Annotated in this window: 9 protein-coding genes; 3 read left to right on the top strand and 6 right to left on the bottom strand. The window is 34.3% G+C overall.

Going from position 1 to position 23,659, the window contains the following annotated elements:
- Window positions 1–395: 395 nt before the first annotated feature.
- The 3 genes from FVB9532_RS19970 (at window position 396) to FVB9532_RS04190 (ending at window position 2,714) form a co-directional block, all read left to right on the top strand.
- Complete coding sequence (locus FVB9532_RS19970) at window positions 396–635, top strand: hypothetical protein (RefSeq protein WP_317132287.1); 240 nt, start codon at window positions 396–398, stop codon at window positions 633–635.
- 298 nt (window positions 636–933) lie between these two features.
- Entirely contained in the window at window positions 934–1,674 is a 741-nt protein-coding gene (locus tag FVB9532_RS04195) for a toxin-antitoxin system YwqK family antitoxin (protein ID WP_150543955.1), read from the top strand.
- A gap of 8 nt (window positions 1,675–1,682) precedes the next feature.
- Window positions 1,683–2,714, top strand: a complete 1,032-nt coding sequence (locus FVB9532_RS04190) for a site-specific integrase (protein WP_150543954.1) — start codon at window positions 1,683–1,685, stop codon at window positions 2,712–2,714.
- Between the two features lie 238 nt (window positions 2,715–2,952).
- Here FVB9532_RS04190 and FVB9532_RS04185 read toward each other — a convergent pair whose 3' ends face one another.
- The 6 genes from FVB9532_RS04185 to FVB9532_RS04160 all read right to left on the bottom strand — a co-directional run bounded on the left by FVB9532_RS04185 (window position 2,953) and on the right by FVB9532_RS04160 (window position 23,497).
- A complete protein-coding gene (locus FVB9532_RS04185) occupies window positions 2,953–12,540 on the bottom strand; it encodes an RHS repeat-associated core domain-containing protein (protein ID WP_150543953.1) in 9,588 nt (3,195 codons plus the stop codon).
- A gap of 24 nt (window positions 12,541–12,564) precedes the next feature.
- The gene (locus FVB9532_RS04180; protein ID WP_150543952.1) at window positions 12,565–13,281 is read right to left on the bottom strand and encodes a LolA3 family protein; all 717 of its coding nucleotides are present in this window, start codon (window positions 13,279–13,281) and stop codon (window positions 12,565–12,567) included.
- Between the two features lie 3 nt (window positions 13,282–13,284).
- Window positions 13,285–14,715, bottom strand: a complete 1,431-nt coding sequence (locus tag FVB9532_RS04175; RefSeq protein WP_150543951.1) for a T9SS type A sorting domain-containing protein — start codon at window positions 14,713–14,715, stop codon at window positions 13,285–13,287.
- Between the two features lie 3 nt (window positions 14,716–14,718).
- Window positions 14,719–16,149, bottom strand: coding sequence for a T9SS type A sorting domain-containing protein (locus FVB9532_RS04170; RefSeq protein ID WP_150543950.1), 1,431 nt, complete (start codon window positions 16,147–16,149; stop codon window positions 14,719–14,721).
- Between the two features lie 3 nt (window positions 16,150–16,152).
- Window positions 16,153–17,571: a fibronectin type III domain-containing protein gene (locus FVB9532_RS04165; RefSeq protein ID WP_150543949.1), complete on the bottom strand. Its 1,419-nt coding sequence runs from the start codon at window positions 17,569–17,571 to the stop codon at window positions 16,153–16,155.
- A 196-nt stretch (window positions 17,572–17,767) separates the two neighbouring features.
- Window positions 17,768–23,497, bottom strand: a complete 5,730-nt coding sequence (locus FVB9532_RS04160) for a hypothetical protein (RefSeq protein WP_150543948.1) — start codon at window positions 23,495–23,497, stop codon at window positions 17,768–17,770.
- Window positions 23,498–23,659: the final 162 nt, after the last annotated feature.

Here is a 23,659-nt window from a genome sequence, read left to right as displayed (position 1 = left end):
TTTGTAGTAGGCATTTTATCAAAATCCCCCCCCCCCCCGCTAGCGCCAATATTAACTATTTGGCATTAAAGAGAGATAAATAAAAGCAAAGCCTTTGCATTCTGAACTGCAAGGGCTTTTTTTCTGCCTTAAAGCGAAGCGACATTTTTATTAAAAAAGTCCTTGAACTTCTTTTTGGTCAGCATCGTATCGATGATTTTAAGGATAGTGGACCTATCTTCCCCGCTCCCTCTAGTATTTACTAGTGGAGCAAAGGGACTTATTGTAGAACAGAAAAAGGGATGGAGCTTTATTGTTATTGTTTTATGCCCAGTCACATACATTTTATAGTTAGGTCTAGTATTGGCCAACCCTCAGAATTATTAAGGGATTTTAAACGGCATACTTCAAAAAGAGTGATAGAAGCCATAGAAAGCAATCCACAAGAAAGCCTTAAAAAATGGTTGTTATGGATGTTTAATCGCGCAGGTAAAAAGAGTGCCGCCACTAGCAAATCCCAATTTTGGCAACACCATAATAAACCTATAGAATTATGGAGTGAAAAAGTCATCAAGCAAAAAATAGATTATATTCATAACAATCCTGTATGGATTGGTTTTGTAGTCAATACAGAGGATTGGAAATATTCAAGCTAAAGAAACTGTCAAGGAGAAAATACGGTTTTAGAAATAGATGATATTGGGTTTATAGCTTAAAATAGCGGACATTTTTCACAGAATAATTTCTTTAATTTTTGTTGATAAGCATCTTAATAGATCATCCTGTAAAACGAACTCTAAAGATTTATATTCAAACGATTAGCTCCTTCCCCCATACTTTACTTATTTTTAATTATTGCTATTTTCTAGAAAACATCATTTGCTTAGGTCATATAAATTAATTCCTTTTCCAACCTTCTGTAGAAATTAATATATTTACCCTAAAATTAGTTATATGCAAAAGCGCATTTACGGAGCGATGGTTTTAGGGATAATTATTTGTTCGTTTACGTTTATAAAAGTCCAGAAAAAACTTATTCGTCAAGAGGGTTACGATATTGAGTGTTTTGTTTATTTAGAAGAACTTACTTCTTTTGATGAGGGTAAAACCTACTATTGGTTTAGAAATAGCCAAATACACCAATCTAATGGTTTTGCAGGTGGCTTGGTACTTCATGATGCTTATACCAAGTATTACCGTTCTAACCAACTGGCAGAAAAAGGAGCTTTTGATTTAGGCTTAAAAGATGGGGTTTGGCTAACTTGGTACGAAAACGGCAGCTTAAAATCTTCGCAAGAATGGTGGAACGGGGTGAAGCATGGCGACTATCGTTATTACGATACCGAGGGCAAGTTAATTTACCAAGGAAATTACAAACGCGATACACGCCACGGAGAATGGATAGACCACCTTAAAAAAGATACGCTTAATTACAAGCGAGGAGAGGTGATTATAGAAGAGGTGGATACTGTACAAAAGCCCAGCTTCTTAAAAAGATTGTTTGGCAAAAAAGAAAAAGATTCCTTAGAAGAAAACAAACCGGGATTTTTTAAACGTTTGTTTACTAAAAAGAACGATAGCCTTCAGCAAAATAAGCCACTAAATAAAGAAAAAGATACCGCTGCCTCGCCTAACTTCTTTCAACGCTTATTCGGTGAAAAAGAAAAGAAAAAGCAGGAAAAAAATAAAAAGTAAGCGTTGCTATGAAAAAAACAACGCCACTCCTGCCATTATTTGAGCAGTTTATAAAAGATAGCAAAACAGGAAAGCGTTTAAAAAAGAATGGAGAAAAAATAACACAAGGGACCATTAATAATTACACTTATGTGTATCGCAACCTTGTCCTCTTTTGTGAAAAAAGCCAGTTTGAATTAAGACTCTGCGACTACCACAAGCTCACGAAACGAGAGCGTATTTCTGAAAAAAACTACTGGAAAAAGTTTTATAAAAAATTTACCGAATTTTTATATAAAAAAGGCTGTTACGACAATTATGTAGGAGCCAATATTAAACAGCTACGCACTTTTTTTAATTGGTTAGCCCACGATAAAGAATTGGCTACAGGGAACTATCAGCGTTTGTTTTATGTACGCAAAGAAAAAATTTCCATTTTGGTGCTTTCTCCAGATCAATTAAAATTTCTTATCCATAATGAAGATTTTCACAACTTACTAACACCGGCAGAACAACGCATTAAAGATGCTTTTGTTTTTGGTTGCACTACGGGACTGCGGTTTTCAGATTTGTACCAGCTCACTTCTAAAAACTTTGAACAACAGGAAAACAATTGGTATATAAAAATACGTTCAAAAAAAACAAAGACTTATACCTCTATAAAGTTACCGCCCTACGCCATTTCTATTTATAAAAAATATAAACCTGATCGGGTAAAGCAGACTATTTTTAAACCAGTAAGCCTTTTTATTTTTAATAGAACGCTAAAAGAAATAGGAAAAAAAGCTGCTTTTGATACTCCCATAGAAATCAACCGGGAAAAACTAGGGAGGCTAAAAACTACTACTTCTACGAGTTTAAGGTTTTACGATAAAATGAGTTCGCATATGATGCGTAGAACCGCTATAACCACTTTACTTATTCTAGGAATGCCCGAACATTTGGTACGTAAAATAAGCGGCCATAGCCCTAATAGCTCTTCCTTTAACCGTTATATTCAATATGCTCAAGTATATTTAGATAAAGAGGTAGATAAGGTTTATGAAAAGTTGGTTGAATAGTTTTTAATGAAAAAACTGTACGAGTAAACCAAAATAGGGCTTAGCTACAAAACATAAAAAAAGCCCTCGCACAATTCCGCGAAGGCTTCTCTTTTATTTGGTTCCTATGTTAACTTTTTTACTCCTGCCGCCACTGGTTGCAAACTAGCTCGGGGGGAATAAGATGTTTGAGAAGTTGGCTAAAACTTGATATATTTTAAAAGATTAACAAAACCACCATAAATTAAAAAAATCTTTCTTAATCTTCTTCTTCTCCAAATATAAAATTTTTAACATAATTGAACATTTCGGAAGTACCCATTTGAAGAATAGTATTTCCAGAAAACTCTAAAGAATTTTTAGCAGCTTTATAATCTAAATTCTTAAGGCCATTACCTAATCCATCACCTAATTTACCTCCAAATACTCCAGAAGCAACATCAACACCAAAATCTGATATACTTTGTGTTTCCCATCCATTATTAAATGTATAATTATAACGTCCTCCTAGAACAGTACCTCCTAAATTACTTGTCATTGTTGACATACCTATATCAAACCAATCTGCATTACCAAAACCATTTGTCAAAGTTTGATCCACAAAAGTTGATCCTCCCGATATAATTTTAAGCCTAGTAGAGTTTAATGCAAAAGAACTACCAATCATTTTCACCCATAAAGGACCAGATTCAGCCATTAAACTTATTTCAGCTCCAATATAAGGTAATGCTGCAGCCCCTAATTCTACCGAAGCTCCAGCAGCAAAAGGTAATGAAGCTATTGCTCCAACGGTATAAGTTGCATATTTTGCCTCACGACTTGCTCTGGCAACTTTATTTTTAAATTTCTTTTCAACCGCCGGTAAACTTTGTAATTTTTTCTGAAATTCTTTTTCACTCTTTACATTATAGTCAGGATCCAAATTATCAGCTAAATTTAATCCTGACCATTCACCAAACATTTTATCAAATAAACTTCCTAGAGTCCAATCTCCGTTATTATTTTTCTTTTCTAAACCTTCTAATTCAATAAACTTTATCACTTGATTCTCGCTAAAAGCATAAGGCGAGTTCCAAGGATATTTAGCTGCCAACGGATCCACCGCAAAAAACCTTCCAATCCTTGGGTCGTGCATACGGTACTTGTAGTTTATGCTGTTGCCCTCTCCCTTAATTTCGTTGTCCATCTCTTGACCTTGGAAGCCGTAGCGGTAATCGGGGGTGCTGGCGTGGCGGTTGGGCTGTAGCATCCCGAAAGGATAGTAATCGTTATAGGCAATTACATCTGGGGTAAATACCTCATCGCCGTAAGGACCGGGTCTATAATTTTTTCTATCTGAGATAACACTTAATACATTGCCTAAGTGGTTGGAGAGCTCATATTTTTTGTTTCCAATATCGTTTTTATATAATTCGGTATTTATAACTGAATAAGCTGCGGCCCGGCCGGTATAATTTTCATTATCCTCTATAGTTTGTACGATATTGTCTTTAGGATAATTTATACCTATACGTGAACTCCCGTAAATATGTTGTTCACTAATTTTGTACTCTAAATTGGTAGGAGCTTCTAGATTATTTACGATTTTAGCGTGAAAATCACTTTCTAGCTTACTATGGAATCCTGGTTTTAAAGTAATGGAATTACCGGCTTCAAGGTCTAATTGCGCATTTGGCTCTACCGTATAGGTATTTAAGCCTCCTGCTACTTCTATATTATTAAGAGCCTGTAGAACGTTACCAATTGTATTAACAGTAGCACTCTCTAATATTAAATCGTAATCGATTGTAGTTGGGTCTTGACCAACTCTTTCGTCCTCAGCTTCATAAACGGCCAGTACATTGCCTTGTGCATCTCGAGCATAATAATATACCTTTCTCTGAGCATAATCGTGTTTTGCTATTCGATTTCCTAAACCATCATATTCAAATTTGTAAACTTCATCTTCTGGTGTTACTTTTTCTATACGCCTTACTTTTCCACTTGCGGTCCACTCTATGTTTTGAATGTTTTCATCTAAATCTTGAGTGAGTTGCCCTATTTCATCATATTGATAATTATTTGTATGATTTTTTATATCGTTATCAAAATTATTAGAGGTAATGGCATCACCTAATCTTCTTAACCTATTGTTAATAAGCTTATTGGAAGCATCCAGGTTATAATGATAAGTCAGGTTATCCATATCTGCAATGCCCCCATTTTCAGTTTTTCCACTTCTAAAAAGTGTTTTTAAATTACCATTTCTATCGTAACTATAAGAAGTTTTTGGTCCCGCATTTCCATTTACAACTCCATAGGGATCTCCATATTGGGAATTCATCGCAGTTATACGGTTCAACTGATCGTAGGTATAGGTATTAAATGTTTTATCTAAGGGTTGTTCTTCTACATCTAATAACGCGGTAGTCATCCCCCGTACGTTTCCATTCATCAAATCTGTATTGGATGCATAATAATTTTGACTTAAAGCAAATGGACTAGCTATTGAATTTACTCTTGGTTGGTAATCCCCATCATAATAGGACAACGAGTAACTAAATGCATCTCTGGCCACATTATTTGCAACGGCATCTTTCCCTACTTCATGCAAATCGAGATGTTCATTATTTACTCCTTTGAGCCACCCTTGCAAGGTATATACATAATCTATACCTTGTACTTTTTTATCTCCTAATAATACTCTAGCCAAAGGACCGTGATTATAATATTGGTATTCGGCATCTTCTTCCCATATGTAACCATCTTCCGATGTTTCTACTTTTGTAATGCGATTATCTGCGTCGTATGAAAATCTATGGATAAATTGATCCTGTTTGCCCTGCTGTAGAGTTACCTTATTTACATTACCACTAATGAGATCATATTTATAATTTACAGAAATAGGATTTAAGAAAATTCCTTCTTGTAACTTATCCTTGTCCGCTATAAGAGTTAACATTTGTTTTACATTTCCATGAATATCATAATCGTATATGATAAAATTATCAACCCAACCATCAAGCGATCCATCTGTTAAACTATCATCCCCATTATACTCTTCATAGTATAATACCGCGACTACCCTATTACGTGAATTTCCTGCATAAGGTTCTGCAAGGCCGCCACCCGGACCGGCATATAAATAATAGAGATCAACATTATTAATGTCGTCATAAAAAGTTTTAGTAACATCGTGAAACTTATTATTTCCTGCTAAATTGTAAGGGAAATCAGGTTGATTAACATGGGCTTCCGTTGTAGAACCATACATTAATTTTCCATTTGAGTTGATCTGATATCCATTAGAAAGCTCAACTTCACCAGCTTCAATAATTCTACCTAGCGCATCATAGCGGGTATAAGAGTACTTCTCTAAATTACCTGATAACTCATTTAGTTGTTTTTCATTTTGTGAGGCCACTATTCTTCCCAAGGCATCGTATGCAAAACGCGTTACCCCAGCATCAGGTGTTTTTTGCCATACAAGTTGGTTTAAAGAGTTATACTTATATTCTGTTTTTAAGGTGTGTTGTTGATTATTTCTATCTACACCTTCGGGTGGTACGGTTTGTGTTAAGTTTCCTGCTTGATCGTAATAATACAGCGTATATTGATACTCTTTATCGAAATAGGATAAATCAAAATGCTCTACAACTGCACTTGTAGCATATTCTATATATTCCTTAATGAATTTTTGCTTTAAAGTTTCTACATAAGCATAATAAGCGTCTTGGTTATAAGCTTCTGTAATGTTTTTTGTGAAAACATCACATTCAGATTTAACATCTGGTAAGTTTATTTTTACATTTACCGGAAGCAATGCTGGTGGACATATATCTGGATTCACGTCAAAATAAATACTCACAAAATCTCCCCAAGCCATGGGTGAATCTGTTTCGGTGTGCGTATCTAAAAAGTCTGGCAAGTAATCATTGTTATAATAATTGGCATATTCATTTATTATTGCTGTCATGCCATTATAACCGTAGTTAGCTTCTGTAGCTCCAAACTCTGCTATGGTTATATAGCCCATATCCTGCACAGAAGTAATGTTTAATTTATCTAAGTAATAGAGATAATCATCTACTAAGTATTGGTATTTGGCACTGCAAAAATATTCTTGATTATAATACTCAGGTGCTCGATAGTCTCTTACTTTTCTATCTAAATCTTTCAGGAATTTTATATAAGAATCTGGGGTGCAAGTAACCGGGGCAACGGTTTGAGGAACACAAGGGCAGCTCTGAGGATGAGCACAAAATCCCATAAATATACTTTGATAGGAACGATTCTTATAATCTATATCGAAACGAATATATTCTGTTATTGTATTATCATCATTATCTATATAATTTATATTACCATAACTAGTCAGAACTCCTACAAAATCAGACCATTCATCAGGACCATAATTAACAACAATATTTTCTACATGATTAACTTGATTTAATAAAGAGCCTTCAAAAAGCCGAAATTTAACGTCAATTTCATCAAAATAAATATAGGAATCTTCTGAATTAGCTAAAGCACTGCTAGAATCAATAAACTTAGCTTGATTAGGATTAAAATCCCAATCTTCTGAGATATATCCCGAATAAATAAAATTCTTATAGAAAAACTCTTTTAAAAATAGGGAGTAAGCATTCGGTAATTGATCTGCAAGATTAATATTAGCACTTCCATTATTTAGAATAGCATTTATAAGATTTTTCATATTAATCTCATAATACAATTTCACCTGCTCTAAATTATAAGTAGAGCAATCAAGCATATCACTTACATAGGTTTGATTATTGCTATTAAGTAAAATTTGACTTTCAGTATCTATTAAACCTAATAACACATTTTGCCTAGATGTTGAACTTTCTATAGAAGATTGTTCTAAACTAGACCTAGCAGAACTTGAACTTTCATAATCCAAATCTGACGAACCTGTACCACAAGCAATACCATAACTTGATAAATTGGGAGAAGGGTAACAATAAGAATAAGGATTACCATTAACCCACTTTCCTGAACCGTGTCCATTTACTCCAAAAAAACCATCTCCAGGTCCACTCCCAGCATTTCCAAATGGCATCACAACAACTGATTCAATACTAGAAGCTGACTGAAAATCAAAACTTACTCCAACTCCTGAAGAATTATCTGCTAAGATTATATAATCTAAACCAAGCTTTAAAGTAGTAGATATTAGCGAACTATTTTTACAATGTACAAAGTTGACTATTTTTGCATTATTTACATCTTCTTCGCTTATATTTTCCATTACTAAAAACCACTCTCTTACAGTTTCAGAAAGTTCTATATCAACTGAAGAATTAGATAAATAGTAACCATTGTTCAATATTTCAGTAAAAAAATCTTTAAAAGCTTCATCTTTATTTTCAATGAACGGTGGGGTACATACAGAACTATCACAATTAACATCATCTATTACTTCTCCTGGACCTGAAGGCGAAGTTGGATCTCCTATGTAACATTCTCCTATTTGTGCGTGGGTTTCCCCTGAAATGACGACTTCACTATAAGTTCCAGTACTAAAATCTTTTACTACTGCTAAAATTTGAAAGTTGAATACATCTGGATTACCATTTATATAATTGGTATAGTTAAGCTGATCCATATGCAGAATCATCCAATCTGTACCATACTCATTCCATACAAAACTATTGGCAGGTAAACTTAAGCTGATTTTTTCTATGGTACCTCCGCTAGTCATTAAATCTAAACTAAAATCCTGTGAGTTAATTGGTGTTCCTTTTATTTGTAGATTTATATTGGAGCCTATTATTCCTCCAAAATTTGTAAATAAATCTTGGGAAAGGTATAATCCTGTATAATTACGGATACCAAGTATATCAGGATTTTCTTCTACAAAACCATTTAAAAAGGCTTGCAAGTCTAATGCTAAAGGACAAAGACCTGAATTGATAAGATTGTGATAATCTGCGAATTCTCCCAAACTATCCAGTATATCTTGATTGTCTTCCTCGGAATCGTATAGGTTATCTATAGGGATAAATCTTCTAGTTTTATATTGGTACTCATCTCCTGTTATGGAATTACAAACGGTTTCTGAAGGTTCTGAGAAAGAAATAGAGCTAATATTATTATTGTAATAGTCTTCAATTACATTATCTACCCCATTCAGGCTTGAATCGTATTCTCCGTTTTCTATACAACCATTATACCCCCCTTGTGAGGCTGCATAGTAATTCATTAACACATAGTTTATTTTTTGTTTTAGTGATAGGTAATGCCCTCTATAGCTTTCCCAAAACCTATTTTTTTGTGTTGTAGATAGGTTATTGACACTAGAAAGAACCTGTTGGTTGGTGAGCGCTGTTAAATCTGAATTTTCACAAACCTCTATACTATTACAGATGGCATTGGCATAGGAAACTTGAATAATGGAAGCACTCATACCTTCATAATCACCATTATTTACATAATTACCACACCCTAATGCCATCTTCATAATTTCATTTTTCACCTCATAAAATGAATCACCATTAATATCTACTCCCAACCCGCTTTGTAAAGTAAAAAAAGGATCTTTTTCTAGAAGAAAACAAGGATTTCCCAAAAGCCCCATATTTTTGGCAATAGTAAAGGAAGTAGCCTCTTCCAGTAAATTGTCAAATCCATCAGAATTTAAAGTAATGTTGGTACTCGTATAGGAGTTATTATCTTCATCATAAATATTTAGATTTATTTGAGAAATTTGTTCTGCTACATCTATGGTATATTCTAAATATTTATATTCAGGATGATAAACAATCAATGATTCTCCCCAATTACTTTGATAACTACTTACAAAATCCTCTAAATTAGCCAAAAATTGAGGCTCTACCATAAAAGTAGTAGGGCTAGTAGTTGGCTCTAAATCATTATTGGATATACCAGCTAAAAGTGGAGGGTTATATTCTGGATTCTGATTAGAGTTCTCAGGAGTTTCAATTTTTTCTACATATACATAGGCGATCTCTCCTGAAGGAGTAAAATAATGATTGGGACTACCGTTACTATCGGTAAATTTATAGTGTATTGGGTTTCTCCAATTTATGTTTTCATCGTGAAAGATTGGGTTTCCTGAGTTGGTTTCAATATAAACCAATTGGTTAGCATTTTCCCCATTTTCATCTCCCTCATTATAAATGTTGTAAATCGCTCCTTCCTGTCCTAAGCTTTGATCTACGGTGACTGTCATTTCTTCGTCATCTTCATCATCGGCTTCGTAAGATATTCCATACTGTCCTCCATGTGGTTGCATATCAGAAACCATTACTCCAATAGCGTTTACTACCGAAATAGATTCAGCAACATTTGTATTAGTTAAACTCGTCCCATCTACTCTACACGGTTGCATACAAGCTTCTACCATCAGTTCAAACTCTCTTTCAAATCTTGCTATCAATTGTTGCCACTCTACAGAGCTTGTGGTCCCATCTCCATAATCACTTACATTATAAAATCCATTTTCTGGACTAAGCATGTAATTACGGTACTCTTCTTTATTGCTAAAGCCTAAACCATCTATACAATCCTGACAACTTTGAAAACATCCTTCAATACTTGTGTTTGGAGCAAAATCGTCCCAATCTACATAGCAAACATTATTTTTATCTGTTAACCTTCTTACATAGTCCTCAGCAAACACCTCTAAAGCATCTTCATTAACTTTTAACTCTTTTTTGATTCCATAAGCTCCTACATTTAAACCTGGAATTGGAATAGGATTTTCTAAACTATAGGACAGTTGAGTAGTTGCATTTGGAGTAGCTTCAATATAACCGCTTGTAGCATTATAATTGTATTCACCCACAGTAGACTTAAGGGGTTCAAAGTGATTAGTTTCCAGCATAGATTCACCACAATTGTTGGTTACATCAATTTCTAAATCGTAGACCAACGGATACAAGAAACACATATCATTTTCAGGACTATTAAAGGTCTTCGCAGGTACCGTAAATGAATAATCTACTTTCAAATCAGTTGGCTCTGTAGTAACGAGTCTTTGACTATCTGACAATAAACCATCGTAGTAATTGGCAAAGTTACCTGTGGTAAACAACACATTGTTATCTTGATTTGTGTCTGGATCTGCAAAATTATCTTTATTTAAAAGATCTGTAACTACCGTCTGATGAGCGCCATGAACTTCATCTTCTAAAGGTTCTAGAATTTTACCATCATTGTTAGCAGGATGGTTTCCGGCAAGAGCAGTAGCTATTGTTTTCCCTTTAGGATCTATATAACTCACACTCACTTGTAAATTAGGGTCTACTACTACATTTTTTTTATAAAAATTGGCATTCCCTACATTATTCCCAAATAATCTATTTAATTCTTGCTGGGTAGGGATTCCATAAAAGTATTTCATTTCATTATTCGTCCCTAATTGGTGATTGGGGCCTACCCCTCCTTTTCTAGCAATTCTTCCCGTGTTATCTTGGGTATATTCAATTTGAGAAAAAGGGAAATTTTGAGCGTCGGGAACGAAGTCCTGATAATTGTTCTGTAGCTCTGAATCTGAATAATATTTACTTGCCCCCGATGAAGCTTTCATCCCTTTGGCAAGATTATTACAAGCCTCTTCCACGGTCCAATCAAAGTCTAAATGGTTATATTTATCACCATCCATATTTTGATTAAAATTTTTATAGTAATGAAGCCCTTCATTAGAAGTGTTACTAACTGTACTGGTGGGTACAGGTAAAATTTCAATGGCTGCCCTACCTTGGGTATCATAAACAGTCTCCCCAACAATTGTTAAATTATCGGTATTTATATTAGTGATGGTTTGCCTGTTTCGTAATGATCCATCAAAGTAGCTTAATACTTCTTTCTTTTTTCCATCTTCTGCATAACTTGCTTGAAATTGCCAGTTTTTAGTATCGTGATTAACATTTTGTACGGGATAATAACTCCCCCACTGTTGAACGGTTTGTAAACTACTTCCTGAAATTGACCAAGGTCCAAAAAGTTCTTTATCTACCTCATTTACAAATCTACCTACGGCCCTTACCCTAAAAACCAAATATCCTTTTGAGTAAACTAAAGGGATACTATAATTAGTTTTTGAGGTAGAAATCCTCGAACTATTGTGTTGAAACTGAGCTTCTGTTAACTCTACTTGACTTGCGGTAAGGTCAGGACCACCTACAATCTGATTAAAATTATCGATCCACGTCCATTCTAGTTCGTATCTTTCTGCACCATTAATAGAATTCCAATTTAATAAAACATCCCTATCCCAAGTATTTCCGTCCTCGTCTGTATACGTTTGGGAAGTGATGGTTAAAGAGGGTAAAGTTTGTTCATCCAAGGCATAATACCTGGTCGCCGCAAACCCCAATTCAACAGTTACATTGGCTGGGGTTGCTGTAGAAGACACATTGGGATATTCTGTAATAAGCTCCAGTACTTTAACTTCTACTTGTTTGGCATTTTCTAATTTATAATATTGATTATCTACAAAATCTCCCGCTTGATAGTTATACCGTTCTAGTGAGAAAACCTTTTCTTCTTCATAAAGCCCATTGGCATAATCGGTAGCTGTGATTTTTAATTTTATGCTATAACTAAAATCTTCAAAATCTCCTACCTGATTCTCGATAGCTGCATCATTAGTTCCTAAAGGTGTATTTTCATCAATAAAAATTTTTATATAGGAATATGCGTTGGCAGTAGTAGCTGATGCTGATGCTGAATCAGGATCTTCAGCTCCAGTCAAAACAGCTCCTATATTAATTTGATTACCAGAAAACTGATTATTTACTTCTACTGTTTGCGCATTTATGCCCAACACACAGCTAAAAAGTAAAAACGTGAAGAAATATTTTGAAGTAGAAAAATCCATAACTTAATGCTTGGTTAATTGATTTTAAATTCTATTGATTACTTTATAATTGGCAAAGTTATTAGCAGGTTGAATTACGCCTTTGTTTTGAACAATATAATAAGACTTATTAAAAACCTCTTTTTCCAGCAAACTTACTGGCTTTACCTGTGAAAAATTAATTTCTAGTTTTGGATAGCTCACTACCATTTCTCCTTTTTCATTTTTATATTCTGAAGAATGTAGGTAGTACATTACTTGACGCTGTAATGAATAATCTTTTTTATTGATATACAGTATAATTTTTCCATATGGCAACGAAGTAAGTTCCGGGGCTAAGAGTTCACATCTAATCACCTCTTCTTTTTGAACCACTTTATAATCTTTAAAAGATTTTAAAAACCCTGAAATATTAAAAATAGCTTCAGCACCGTTTGGTGTATTATTGCTGACTTCTATTGCTTTTTGATCGTGACTTGCTTTAATCATGATATCATTCCCTACATACATCTCTGTCCCTAAAACATTGTTATAATAAGTATTCTTCATTTTTCCCATTTCACCTTTATAAGTACTTAAAGGATGGGAATCTTTATGGTTTTCAAATAATTTATATTGGATTTCTATGTAATAACTAGATTCATTTTTATAGAAATCCTGTGTTTTTTTTAATATTTCATCTAAGTCGACAACACTTGTATTTACCTGAGCCTGAAGTGCAAATTGACTTAATAGAAAAATTAAACTTACAATAAACCTCATACCTTACTCTGATTTTTGTGTACCGGAACGGGTTTCTTGAATGGTATAAACCCCACGTTCAGTTTCTTTTTTTACCCGAATTAAGCCTCCTTCACTATCATATTCATAAAAGGTGGCATAATTATTTTCGTCCAGTTCTGCCATTAGCTTTTGTGTTTTCTGGTCGTAAACAAAAGACTTTAAATTACTATTATATGGATGAATCCTGATATCGTCAAAATAACAGGCCACATCTGTGTTATTATTAATTAAAGAGATATTAATATTAGTTGCATTTAATGGAACCACAAACTCTCCATATATTTGTTGCCAACCTTCTATAATTTCCCCTCTTGTGGCACATACGTCTATTTGCGAACTCCCGTTATAGGATAGTTCTATAAAACTATTATCATATGAAGTTTGTTGGGCAGCATGCCCCTCTTTTACCCAAGCATTCAATACATATTTTTCTTTTGGCATTAATTTAAAGGAATTACAATTTGGACAGATTTCACAACAGATTACTTGTATTTCTGATATATGCGTTGAAGGACAAGAGCCTGGTGGATTTACTGTTATTTCTACAGTATAACTGCCTGATTCAAGATTATCTAACAAAATACTTTGGCCATTATAGTAAGTTATAAGACTACCACTCATATCATATATATCCCATTGATAATTAGTATTATTTATTGGCGTGGGATGATCAAAAAACAATTCTACGGGATCATCACATGTAATAATTTCTGGACCAATAATAGTACCCTCTGATAAACTATGCGAAACATTTACACCATCTAGTAAAATATATTTTGTACTATGGTCAAAAGTATAATTTGTATTAATATCAGTTCTTGCTTCGAAGTTTAATGTCATTGATGTGTTATCTGCAGTAAATAATAAAGTCTGATAAGACCAGTTTGAGGATTCATGTGCAGCAATGATTTCTGCATAAATAGGGGTATTATTACCTATAGTAACCCTCCAAGCCATATAATCTTCATTCCCAGTTGTGGTTACGTGACCATTAGCTTGATAAAAACCCAATACATATTCTTCACCTACCACTAAACCATTAATTGTAGTTTCAAACTCTTCACCTTCGTCCCAAATATAAAACTCTCCTCCGCCTGCTTCAGCTCCTGCATACATACCTCCTTGAGGTGAAGGATCAATTATTTCTTGATTCCCTGCACAGGTTTGTGGATTAAAAACTTTTGGCCCATAAGATTCCCCTCCATCATATTGATATTCATTATAATCAATAACACCTGTCACTAACCAATTAGCACATGTAACTGATGTATAGCAAGCGGAGGACAATTCCGTTGCACAAGATTCAAAATTCCCATTACCTTCAAGTGTTGGTGGACATAAACTCATGGAAGTAATTTGGGAATACGTGATGGAAGAAATGGTAAATGCTATTAGTATACATATTAATCTCATACCTTACTCTGATTTTTGTGTACCGGAACGGGTTTCTTGAATGGTATAAACCCCACGTTCAGTTTCTTTTTTTACCCGAATTAAGCCTCCTTCACTATCATATTCATAAAAGGTGGCATAATTATTTTCGTCCAGTTCTGCCATTAGCTTTTGTGTTTTCTGGTCGTAAACAAAAGACTTTAAATTACTATTATATGGATGAATCCTGATATCGTCAAAATAACAGGCCACATCTGTGTTATTATTAATTAAAGAGATATTAATATTAGTTGCATTTAATGGAACCACAAACTCTCCATATATTTGTTGCCAACCTTCTATAATTTCCCCTCTTGTGGCACATACATCTATTTGCGAACTCCCGTTATAGGATAGTTCTATAGAACTATTATCATATGAAGTTTGTTGAGCAGCATGCCCTTCTTTTACCCAAGCGTTCAATACATATTTTTCTTTTGGCATTAATTTAAAGGAATTACAATTTGGACAGATTTCACAACAGATTACTTGTATTTCTGATATATGCGTTGAAGGACAAGAGCCTGGTGGATTTACTGTTATTTCTACAGTATAACTGCCTGATTCAAGATTATCTAACAAAATACTTTGGCCATTATAGTAAGTTATAAGACTACCACTCATATCATATATATCCCATTGATAATTAGTATTATTTATTGGCGTGGGATGATCAAAAAACAATTCTACGGGATCATCACATGTAATAATTTCTGGACCAATAATAGTACCCTCTGATAAACTATGCGAAACATTTACACCATCTAGTAAAATATATTTTGTACTATGGTCAAAAGTATAATTTGTATTAATATCAGTTCTTGCTTCGAAGTTTAATGTCATTGATGTGTTATCTGCAGTAAATAATAAAGTCTGATAAGACCAGTTTGAGGATTCATGTGCAGCAATGATTTCTGCATAAATAGGGGTATTATTACCTATAGTAACCCTCCAAGCCATATAATCTTCATTCCCAGTTGTGGTTACGTGACCATTAGCTTGATAAAAACCCAATACATATTCTTCACCTACCACTAAACCATTAATTGTAGTTTCAAACTCTTCACCTTCGTCCCAAATATAAAACTCTCCTCCGCCTGCTTCAGCTCCTGCATACATACCTCCTTGAGGTGAAGGATCAATTATTTCTTGATTCCCTGCACAGGTTTGTGGATTAAAAACTTTTGGCCCATAAGATTCCCCTCCATCATATTGATATTCATTATAATCAATAACACCTGTCACTAACCAATTAGCACATGTAACTGATGTATAGCAAGCGGAGGACAATTCCGTTGCACAAGATTCAAAATTCCCATTACCTTCAAGTGTTGGTGGACATAAACTCATGGAAGTAATTTGGGAATACGTGATGGAAGAAATGGTAAATGCTATTAGTATACATATTAATCTCATACCTTACTCTGATTTTTGTGTACCGGAACGGGTTTCTTGAATGGTATAAACCCCACGTTCAGTTTCTTTTTTTACCCGAATTAAGCCTCCTTCGTTATCATATTCATAAAAGGTGGCATAATTATTTTCATCAAGTTCTGCCATTAACTTTTGTGTTTTCTGGTCGTACACAAAAGATTTTAAGTTACTATTGTATGGATGAATCCTGATATCGTCAAAATAACAAGCCACATCATTATTATTGTTGATTAAAGAGATATTGATATTGGTTGCATTAGCAGGAACCACAAACTCTCCATACACTTGTTGCCAACCTTCTATTAATTTTCCACTAGTAGTACATACATCTATTTGCGAACTCCCGTTATAGGATAGTTCTATAGAACTATTATCATATGAAGTTTGTTGAGCAGCATGCCCTTCTTTTACCCAAGCGTTCAATACATATTTCTCGTTTGGTTCTAATTTAAATGAATTACAATTGGGGCAAGGAATACATACATTTATACTTATAGGTCCTGTATATAAGCTTACATCGTTAGCACTACATCTTGACCTTACATAAAAATCATAAGTCTGATCTCCTTCTAAACCTTCTATTAACAAAGGATTATCGTTAGTAATAATGCTTTGTCCTTCTGTATAAGGTGAAAAACCCTCTACCCCATAAACTACCTCCCATTCCGATGAAAGAGGAGAATTAGTTTCAGACCAGCTAAAAATAACTGAGTAAGAATTAGAATTATTTTCTAAAGGTTCAACATGTAAATTTTGAGGTGGGTAACAATCAATGCAACTTATTAAATACATCTTTTTTAATACATCACCTAAATCAGTAAAATAGTTTAAAGAAGCCCAATAATCATTATTATACAAGTCATCACTTACATACAATTCTTCCGCTTTGTTTGGAACATCTATACCATTATAATAATACTCTAAAGCCCATCGCGCATAGTTTGTGCTATTAGGACCTCCTTCGAGATAATACTCATCACCAGGATATTGAGATCCGGGAGGGGTTTCATGGAGATAAGCTGAATCTCCTAGATCTAAGCAAAAAAATAAATGGGAATTATTATTAATATTTTGAATATTACTTTGAAGTAAATTATATGCACTTTGTGTTCCCCCATTAGGAGCCCAATTACTTGGTACTGGTCCAAAATAATTATCATGAGAAACTACTACAACAATATCGGGATAATCATTTATATACAAATCATTTAAAGTTTGAAATCCAGAATTCCAATAATGAGAACCTGGTCCATCGGAAGTATTATAAATATTACTAATGTAGTTTTCAAAAATTGAATAATTATTGGAATTTAAATATGCTGGTCCAATATAATTATCAGACGACTCAAAATCACTACTCATAAGTCCAATAAAAGATAATTCAATAGTTCCGTCTTGAGGCAAAGAATTAAGGAAATCTAAAAGATTTTGTTCAAGTATATCTTTTTCTGAGCCACTGAGAGAACCACATCGATTTAGTAAAAAAGAAAATCTTTTAGTACAATCCTGAGGAAACATAACGCCAAAGCTCAATAAGTAAATTATTAGGAGGTATTTTGTCTTAATCATATTATTTGACTTAATTTATTTTTATAAAAAGCTACTCTTCACAATCTTCTAAATTTTTGGTTAGTTTAATATTACTATTTGGTAGCACGATAATACTTTTACGTCCTGTATGTGCTTCTTTTTCTGTAAGGTCGTTAAGGTCAATCTCCTCTCCATTCGCTTCTTCTCCATCCTGAAAGCTAAAATGCTTTTCACCTTCAGCAATGGTGTTTTCTTCATAATCTTCAAAACCGTCGTAGCCCATCTTGCCATAGCTACTGTTACTAGCTACTGCTGTTGGCAAGGTATAGTGATAACCATATTGAGCAGAAGAGTACCTTCCTAAAGCATCCCTGTTTTCCAGTTCGGCTCCGTAAGGACTATATTGAGTAACTTCACTGGCAAATGTCCAGTCTTCCAACTCTTCCGGTAAATTTTCTACCCAAGCATCTCCATCTTCATTTGGGATGTAATAGGGCGTAAAAGAGGTGAAAAAACCTTCATGTTGTAAATTTGCTGACGAAGCGGAAGATCTACCGGTTAAAAACGCATAGGATCGTTTTGGTTTATAATCTCCCTTTATATTGAACACGTAAGGATTATAAGGAAAATATTCACAGATATCGTAAATACTGTAATTTTCTTCTCCACCGCTACCTGCTGTAAAATACGTATAAGGTAAATTGGCTTCACATTGGGCCGCCCAAAAATCGGTAAACTCAACTGCAGAAGCATTGATAACTCTTACTGCACTGTTGGAAGAACTTACATAAAAATCTGAATCTTCAATAAGATCATTATCTAAAGGGTTTTTCATTAAAGTTATTGAAGCCATCGAGGAGTTTTGTTGGTTCCTGTAACCTGACCTTACTACTTCAAAATGTAGAAATTGAGATAAGATACTACTACTGTAATTCAATACATTTCCTTCTCTATCCATCAACACCACTCCTGATCCATCGGCATTATAATCGACCACCCAGCATCTATTTCTTTCAATACCCCAAGAACCAAATTCTTGAACATATTCAGAAAGTATAATTTCATCTCCTAACCTTAAGTATTGAGAAATATCTGTATTATTGTAGGAAGAGGATAATTTGAAGGCATTATCATTGTATCTCATTCTTCCTTTTAGACCTATATTTTTGGACGCCCTTCCCATATTCTCGTATTTGGGGTTCCATCGTGCCGGGAAGTTAAACGTATAATAGGTGTCGTTATACTCGTTATTGGTTTCGGTTAACAAAACTTCCCCGGTATCTTCACTCCATGCTAAATTCTTTGTACTTACCCTAGCTCCTAAATCGTAAGCTACTTTCTCTTCAAGAATAGCCGTTGTATGGATGACTTTGGTAGTAGAAGTTCCTTTATATACCGTTTCATGATCTGCCCTACTAGAGAAAACGGTTGGAATTACTATTGGAAATATACCTATTGTAAAAATAGCTACATTGGTTTGCACACCAAAGACTTCTGTTTTTGAATAATTTTTTCTAAAATCATTGATAATATCATATTGCACCCCTATCTCTTTATCCTTTACGACTCCATCTTTACCAATTACCTTAACTACATTATCAAGTTCACTAGAATTGGTACTGCTTACTTTGTATTTATAATCTATTCCAGAAATAAGGTTTCCTGACTCATTATAAATTTTTTCGCTTTTAGGCTTTCCGTTCATATCGTTAGTTCTCACCACAAAGCCTTGTGAAAGGGCGAGTTCTGTCATCGTACTAACATCTGCATTTAAGAGTGATTTGATAGAGTTGAGTACGGCGTCGTTCGCATTGGTATAGTAATTCCCATCTAAATCACCCATACTCGTATGGTCGGTAATTGTCGGGAAATCTTTAGTGGTATAAAACTCTTTTACCGTTTTACCTGTACCGCTTTTTTGATTGGTAAATGTTTGCGAGCTTTCTTGATAATCTTCCGGCAATATACTTTTTACCTCTACACGACTATAAGTTACAGTTGGTGAAGGAAAAAAAGACTGCCCAAAAGGTTTCTCTACATAATTTGTCTCTTTAGGTGCAGTTAACCTCTCGCCATCATTATAAAAGGGTTCAACAAAAGGATTTTCGTGAGAGCCCAGTGGTTCATAAGAAGCTACACCACTACTTGAAGTTCCATCGGTTAATGTATAAGAATAAGTTTGCCCGTACTTTTGGTTATAGCGAGCATCTGCATCACTTTCTTTTACCATGGGGCCCCAATTATCACTTAGTTTTACCGATTTAACCCTTGAACCTCCTCCCAATTTATTTTTATCACCATTTTGTAATCTAATCCACGATTTAGACGAGGCAAAATTACGTGCACACATTTTATCGTTTCTTAGCCTAGCATTTGGACCAAATAAAATTTCTTTTGCATTGGCTAAAGTAGACATGAGCTGTCTGGCTATATCTTCTACATTAACCCCTCCACCTTCACTAAAACCATATACTACTTTATTCATATATTTTCTACCAAAATACCATCCCGCTTTAGATATTGGATTCACCTTTTTATTTCCATTTACCCCTCCTTCTAAATCTAGAAACTCCATCGCGATAGCCGCATACACCTCATTATTTAATTGAAAAACATTTACCTCTGGGAGACTCTCTGAATTTTTGCGGATGTTAAAATAGCCACTTACATAATCATATTCACTGTTCAAGCTATTTTGTCCGGCTTTCGTCATATTGAGAAGAAACCTGAAGTAAATAGGTTTGTTTGCGTGTACCCCTAAATAATTTCTTCTAAATTCTGAATTGGAAATCGGGGTTTGTTCATCTAATTTCACATACAAGTACTTATAATCTGTACTTCCAGAAAACAATTTTGTTCTATTGACTGCTGATGAGGAAGGAGCCGAACTGTTTCCTGCTCCGGAAACTTTAAACATTCGCATTGCTTTTTTATTTTGAACGTATTTATAATCATCAGATTCATATTCTACGTTAATCTCACCTCCTGACGGCAATTTTATATTAGCTAAGGACCAACTTTGTGACCATCGGTCTTGTTGAGTTTTATCTTGCTCTACAAAAGGAAATTCTGGAGCTGTTAGACCTTCACTTGCTCGACACCCCCCTTGATTTTTTTTGTAATTACCCCATACATTATAGTCTTTAACCCCGTAATCAGGATTTTCATTACTGTAATTAAAAGTATACGGAGTATATTTACCCATATGAGAATCTTTATAAGTAAAATACACTTTAGAAAGTGTTAATTTACCATCTTCATTTTCCAAATCTTCAGGATCATACTCAATATGATTTGGTAAGTTTTTACAAAGCGAATAATTATATTCAAAAAAAGCAGTTTTAATTGGAGAAACAGAGATATTCTGTAAATTTCCGTTTCCCTGTTTTATAATATTAAAATCGGCTGTATTTAACTCTGGTTTAGAATAAAGTTCTATTTTGTGCAATCGATACATTTTAGCACTATTACTTCTACCTCCATCTTTACCCGAGACCCCATAACCGTCTTTTCTTGGTTTTAAAGAAAACACAGCCACATGGGTCTTAGTCTCAATATACCGTATATATTTTAACTCTTTCTCCCCATAAATATAATTTCCTTTTTGATCTTTTTTAAGCGTCTTTAAACCTTCATTATATGTTGCTTTTCTATACTGAAAAGGCACCCTCCATTTATAATTGCTATTTTTAGTTACATAGTTAAATTTTGTGTAAGCACCTAAATCATCATCTGAAACCCCATCACCTGTCAAGTCTTCGTAATCAGCAGAAAGAATAGAACTTAACAAAAAAGTATGCGCATAAGAAGGAGTGGTGACACCATTATACAAATGATCATTCCCTGATGAATTACTTAAACCATCTTCTGAAGAACCGTATTCTACTAACCCCTTCGTGCAGTCAACAGAATTTTGATTTTGATTTACTGCAAAAGTAGTTTCTTTTTTCGTCCAGTTATAAGCGGTTTCCCCATAAATGTATCTTGTACCTCCTGGCTGCAATAATTTATAAGCGGCGGTATGGTGAGGTTTAATTTTAGGATCAATAGTTTCTAGATTTGCATTAGAAGCCACATCCCCATCTATCATTATAAAAGGGTCATTATTATCTATCGCTTCTTCAACACTAAATTTTTGAATAGAAGTATTTCTTTTCGCCCTTGATTCCCTTTTAATTTTATCATGAATAGGAATATTAGCATGCTCGTCAAGCAATTGCCCGATCTCTGTTTTCTGACGATACACATTCAATGCTTTTTTGTTGGAAGAATTCCCCATTATATCTAAAGAAATAGGATCTTTGCCGCCAACTAACACATTATTAAGAGTTGATGGATCTTCTTCATTAAGTGTTTGATAATTTAAATCTTCATCAACACTCATTTCCCCTATCAATTGATAATAAGTAGGTTCATAAAGCAAATCATTATTTTCACTTTTTTCAAAGTATTGGTTAGCAACTGTATTCCAAACACCTGTATTACTTACAGAAGGAGAATCTGTTATATCTAAACCTACATGAACTCCAGTACCGGCCTCTGCTTCTCCACCCAAAGACAAACTAGAAGACACATCCTGTACAAAAGGATCATATACATAACCTACCTGACTTTTAAAAGGACGAAACATACCCCCAATTCCTTGACCATTGATGGAGTAAATATCGTGAGTATAGTTTAGCACAGGCAAAACCCTTGTGTTTTTATTGACCACTTTGTCATTTTCCCTATTAAAGTCTAGAACGTCGGCATTGGTAGCATGTTCTGTATTTTCATAACCATAAGCCTTACTTGTAAAGCTTCTAAAATCATCATCTATTTTTTGATAGCTACCAAACGCAGAACCTCCAATTTCGCCATCTATACCCCAAAAATCTCCTCCATAGGAAAATGCAAAGGTGTAATTTTTATTAACGTAGGGAACCCTCTTGGTTGGAGTAAAAGTATTGGTTAAGTAAGAAATTTTACCGCTACCACTAAGCCCTATAACCTTTTTAGAGTTTTTATCTTCTGTTATTTCCTTACTGCTGTCTTTTTTATCCCACTTTCTTTGATATGCGCTTAACGACATACTGGATTGCAAATTTAAACTGGACAATCCCTGTCTGGAATTATAGGTTATCCCTACTCCATAATTTGCTGAAAGCCCACTTTGAAAGGCATGATCGGTAAAACCCATTGTCGTACTTAACGAAAGATTCGGAGAAATAGAAACCCCCTCAATAGCTGATGCATTTAAAGACATCCCTACATTTACCGTATTCGCCATATTAAAAGAAAATGACCGCGATGTAGAAACAGAAACCCCTTGATAATTATTATATTGTGCCGTCACACCACCACCCACATTAAGGCCCAATGACTCTATACCAAAAGCCTGAGCATTTACATTTGCTCCCACCCCAACCGTTAAATTAGGTTTGGTGTTATTTTCATAAGTTATTTCATCACCGTCAAAATCATCCGGAATACCTCTTATTTGCCTATTAATCTGCCCAACGTTTAAATTCCAACCTAAGCCCACCCAAGAAGCCTCTTGATCCATAGTTACTCCAGAATCATAAGCTAAGTTTAATGGATAGCCTCCAACATCCATTATCGGAATATTGTAATTAAAATTACCAGAGGTCAAGCTAACCATATCTGAAGTACCTATAGGCGTAAATGAGTTAAACTCGGGCTGAGAAGGTCCTCCGGTTAAAGCATAAATATATGAAGGCTGAACTATTGAAATTACTAGTTGCAACGATAAATAAACAGCAACAACTTTAGCTAATTTACTTTTTCTAATATGGCGCATATACGGAAATGTTTATCTTATTATTTTTATTACAGAACTTGATCTATTAAATACTAATTTCAATATATCTTTAATGTATGAACTTCTTAACCTCTTACTATATTTTGTTTTTTAATGTAATCTATCCCAAACAACCTACTAATGAACATAGTATTCCAAAAG

The organism is Mesonia oceanica (assembly GCF_902499555.1).
GTDB lineage: Bacteria > Bacteroidota > Bacteroidia > Flavobacteriales > Flavobacteriaceae > Mesonia > Mesonia oceanica.
Note: the sequence above shows the minus strand (reverse complement) of the source record. Positions and strands in the feature narration are given on the sequence as shown.

Coding starts and splice junctions, on each gene's coding strand:
- FVB9532_RS04195 (WP_150543955.1), top strand. CDS start 934: ATGCAAAAGCGCATTTACGGAGCGATGGTTTTAGGGATAATTATTTGT.
- FVB9532_RS04190 (WP_150543954.1), top strand. CDS start 1,683: ATGAAAAAAACAACGCCACTCCTGCCATTATTTGAGCAGTTTATAAAA.
- FVB9532_RS04185 (WP_150543953.1), bottom strand. CDS start 12,540: ATGGATTTTTCTACTTCAAAATATTTCTTCACGTTTTTACTTTTTAGC.
- FVB9532_RS04180 (WP_150543952.1), bottom strand. CDS start 13,281: ATGAGGTTTATTGTAAGTTTAATTTTTCTATTAAGTCAATTTGCACTT.
- FVB9532_RS04175 (WP_150543951.1), bottom strand. CDS start 14,715: ATGAGATTAATATGTATACTAATAGCATTTACCATTTCTTCCATCACG.
- FVB9532_RS04170 (WP_150543950.1), bottom strand. CDS start 16,149: ATGAGATTAATATGTATACTAATAGCATTTACCATTTCTTCCATCACG.
- FVB9532_RS04160 (WP_150543948.1), bottom strand. CDS start 23,497: ATGCGCCATATTAGAAAAAGTAAATTAGCTAAAGTTGTTGCTGTTTAT.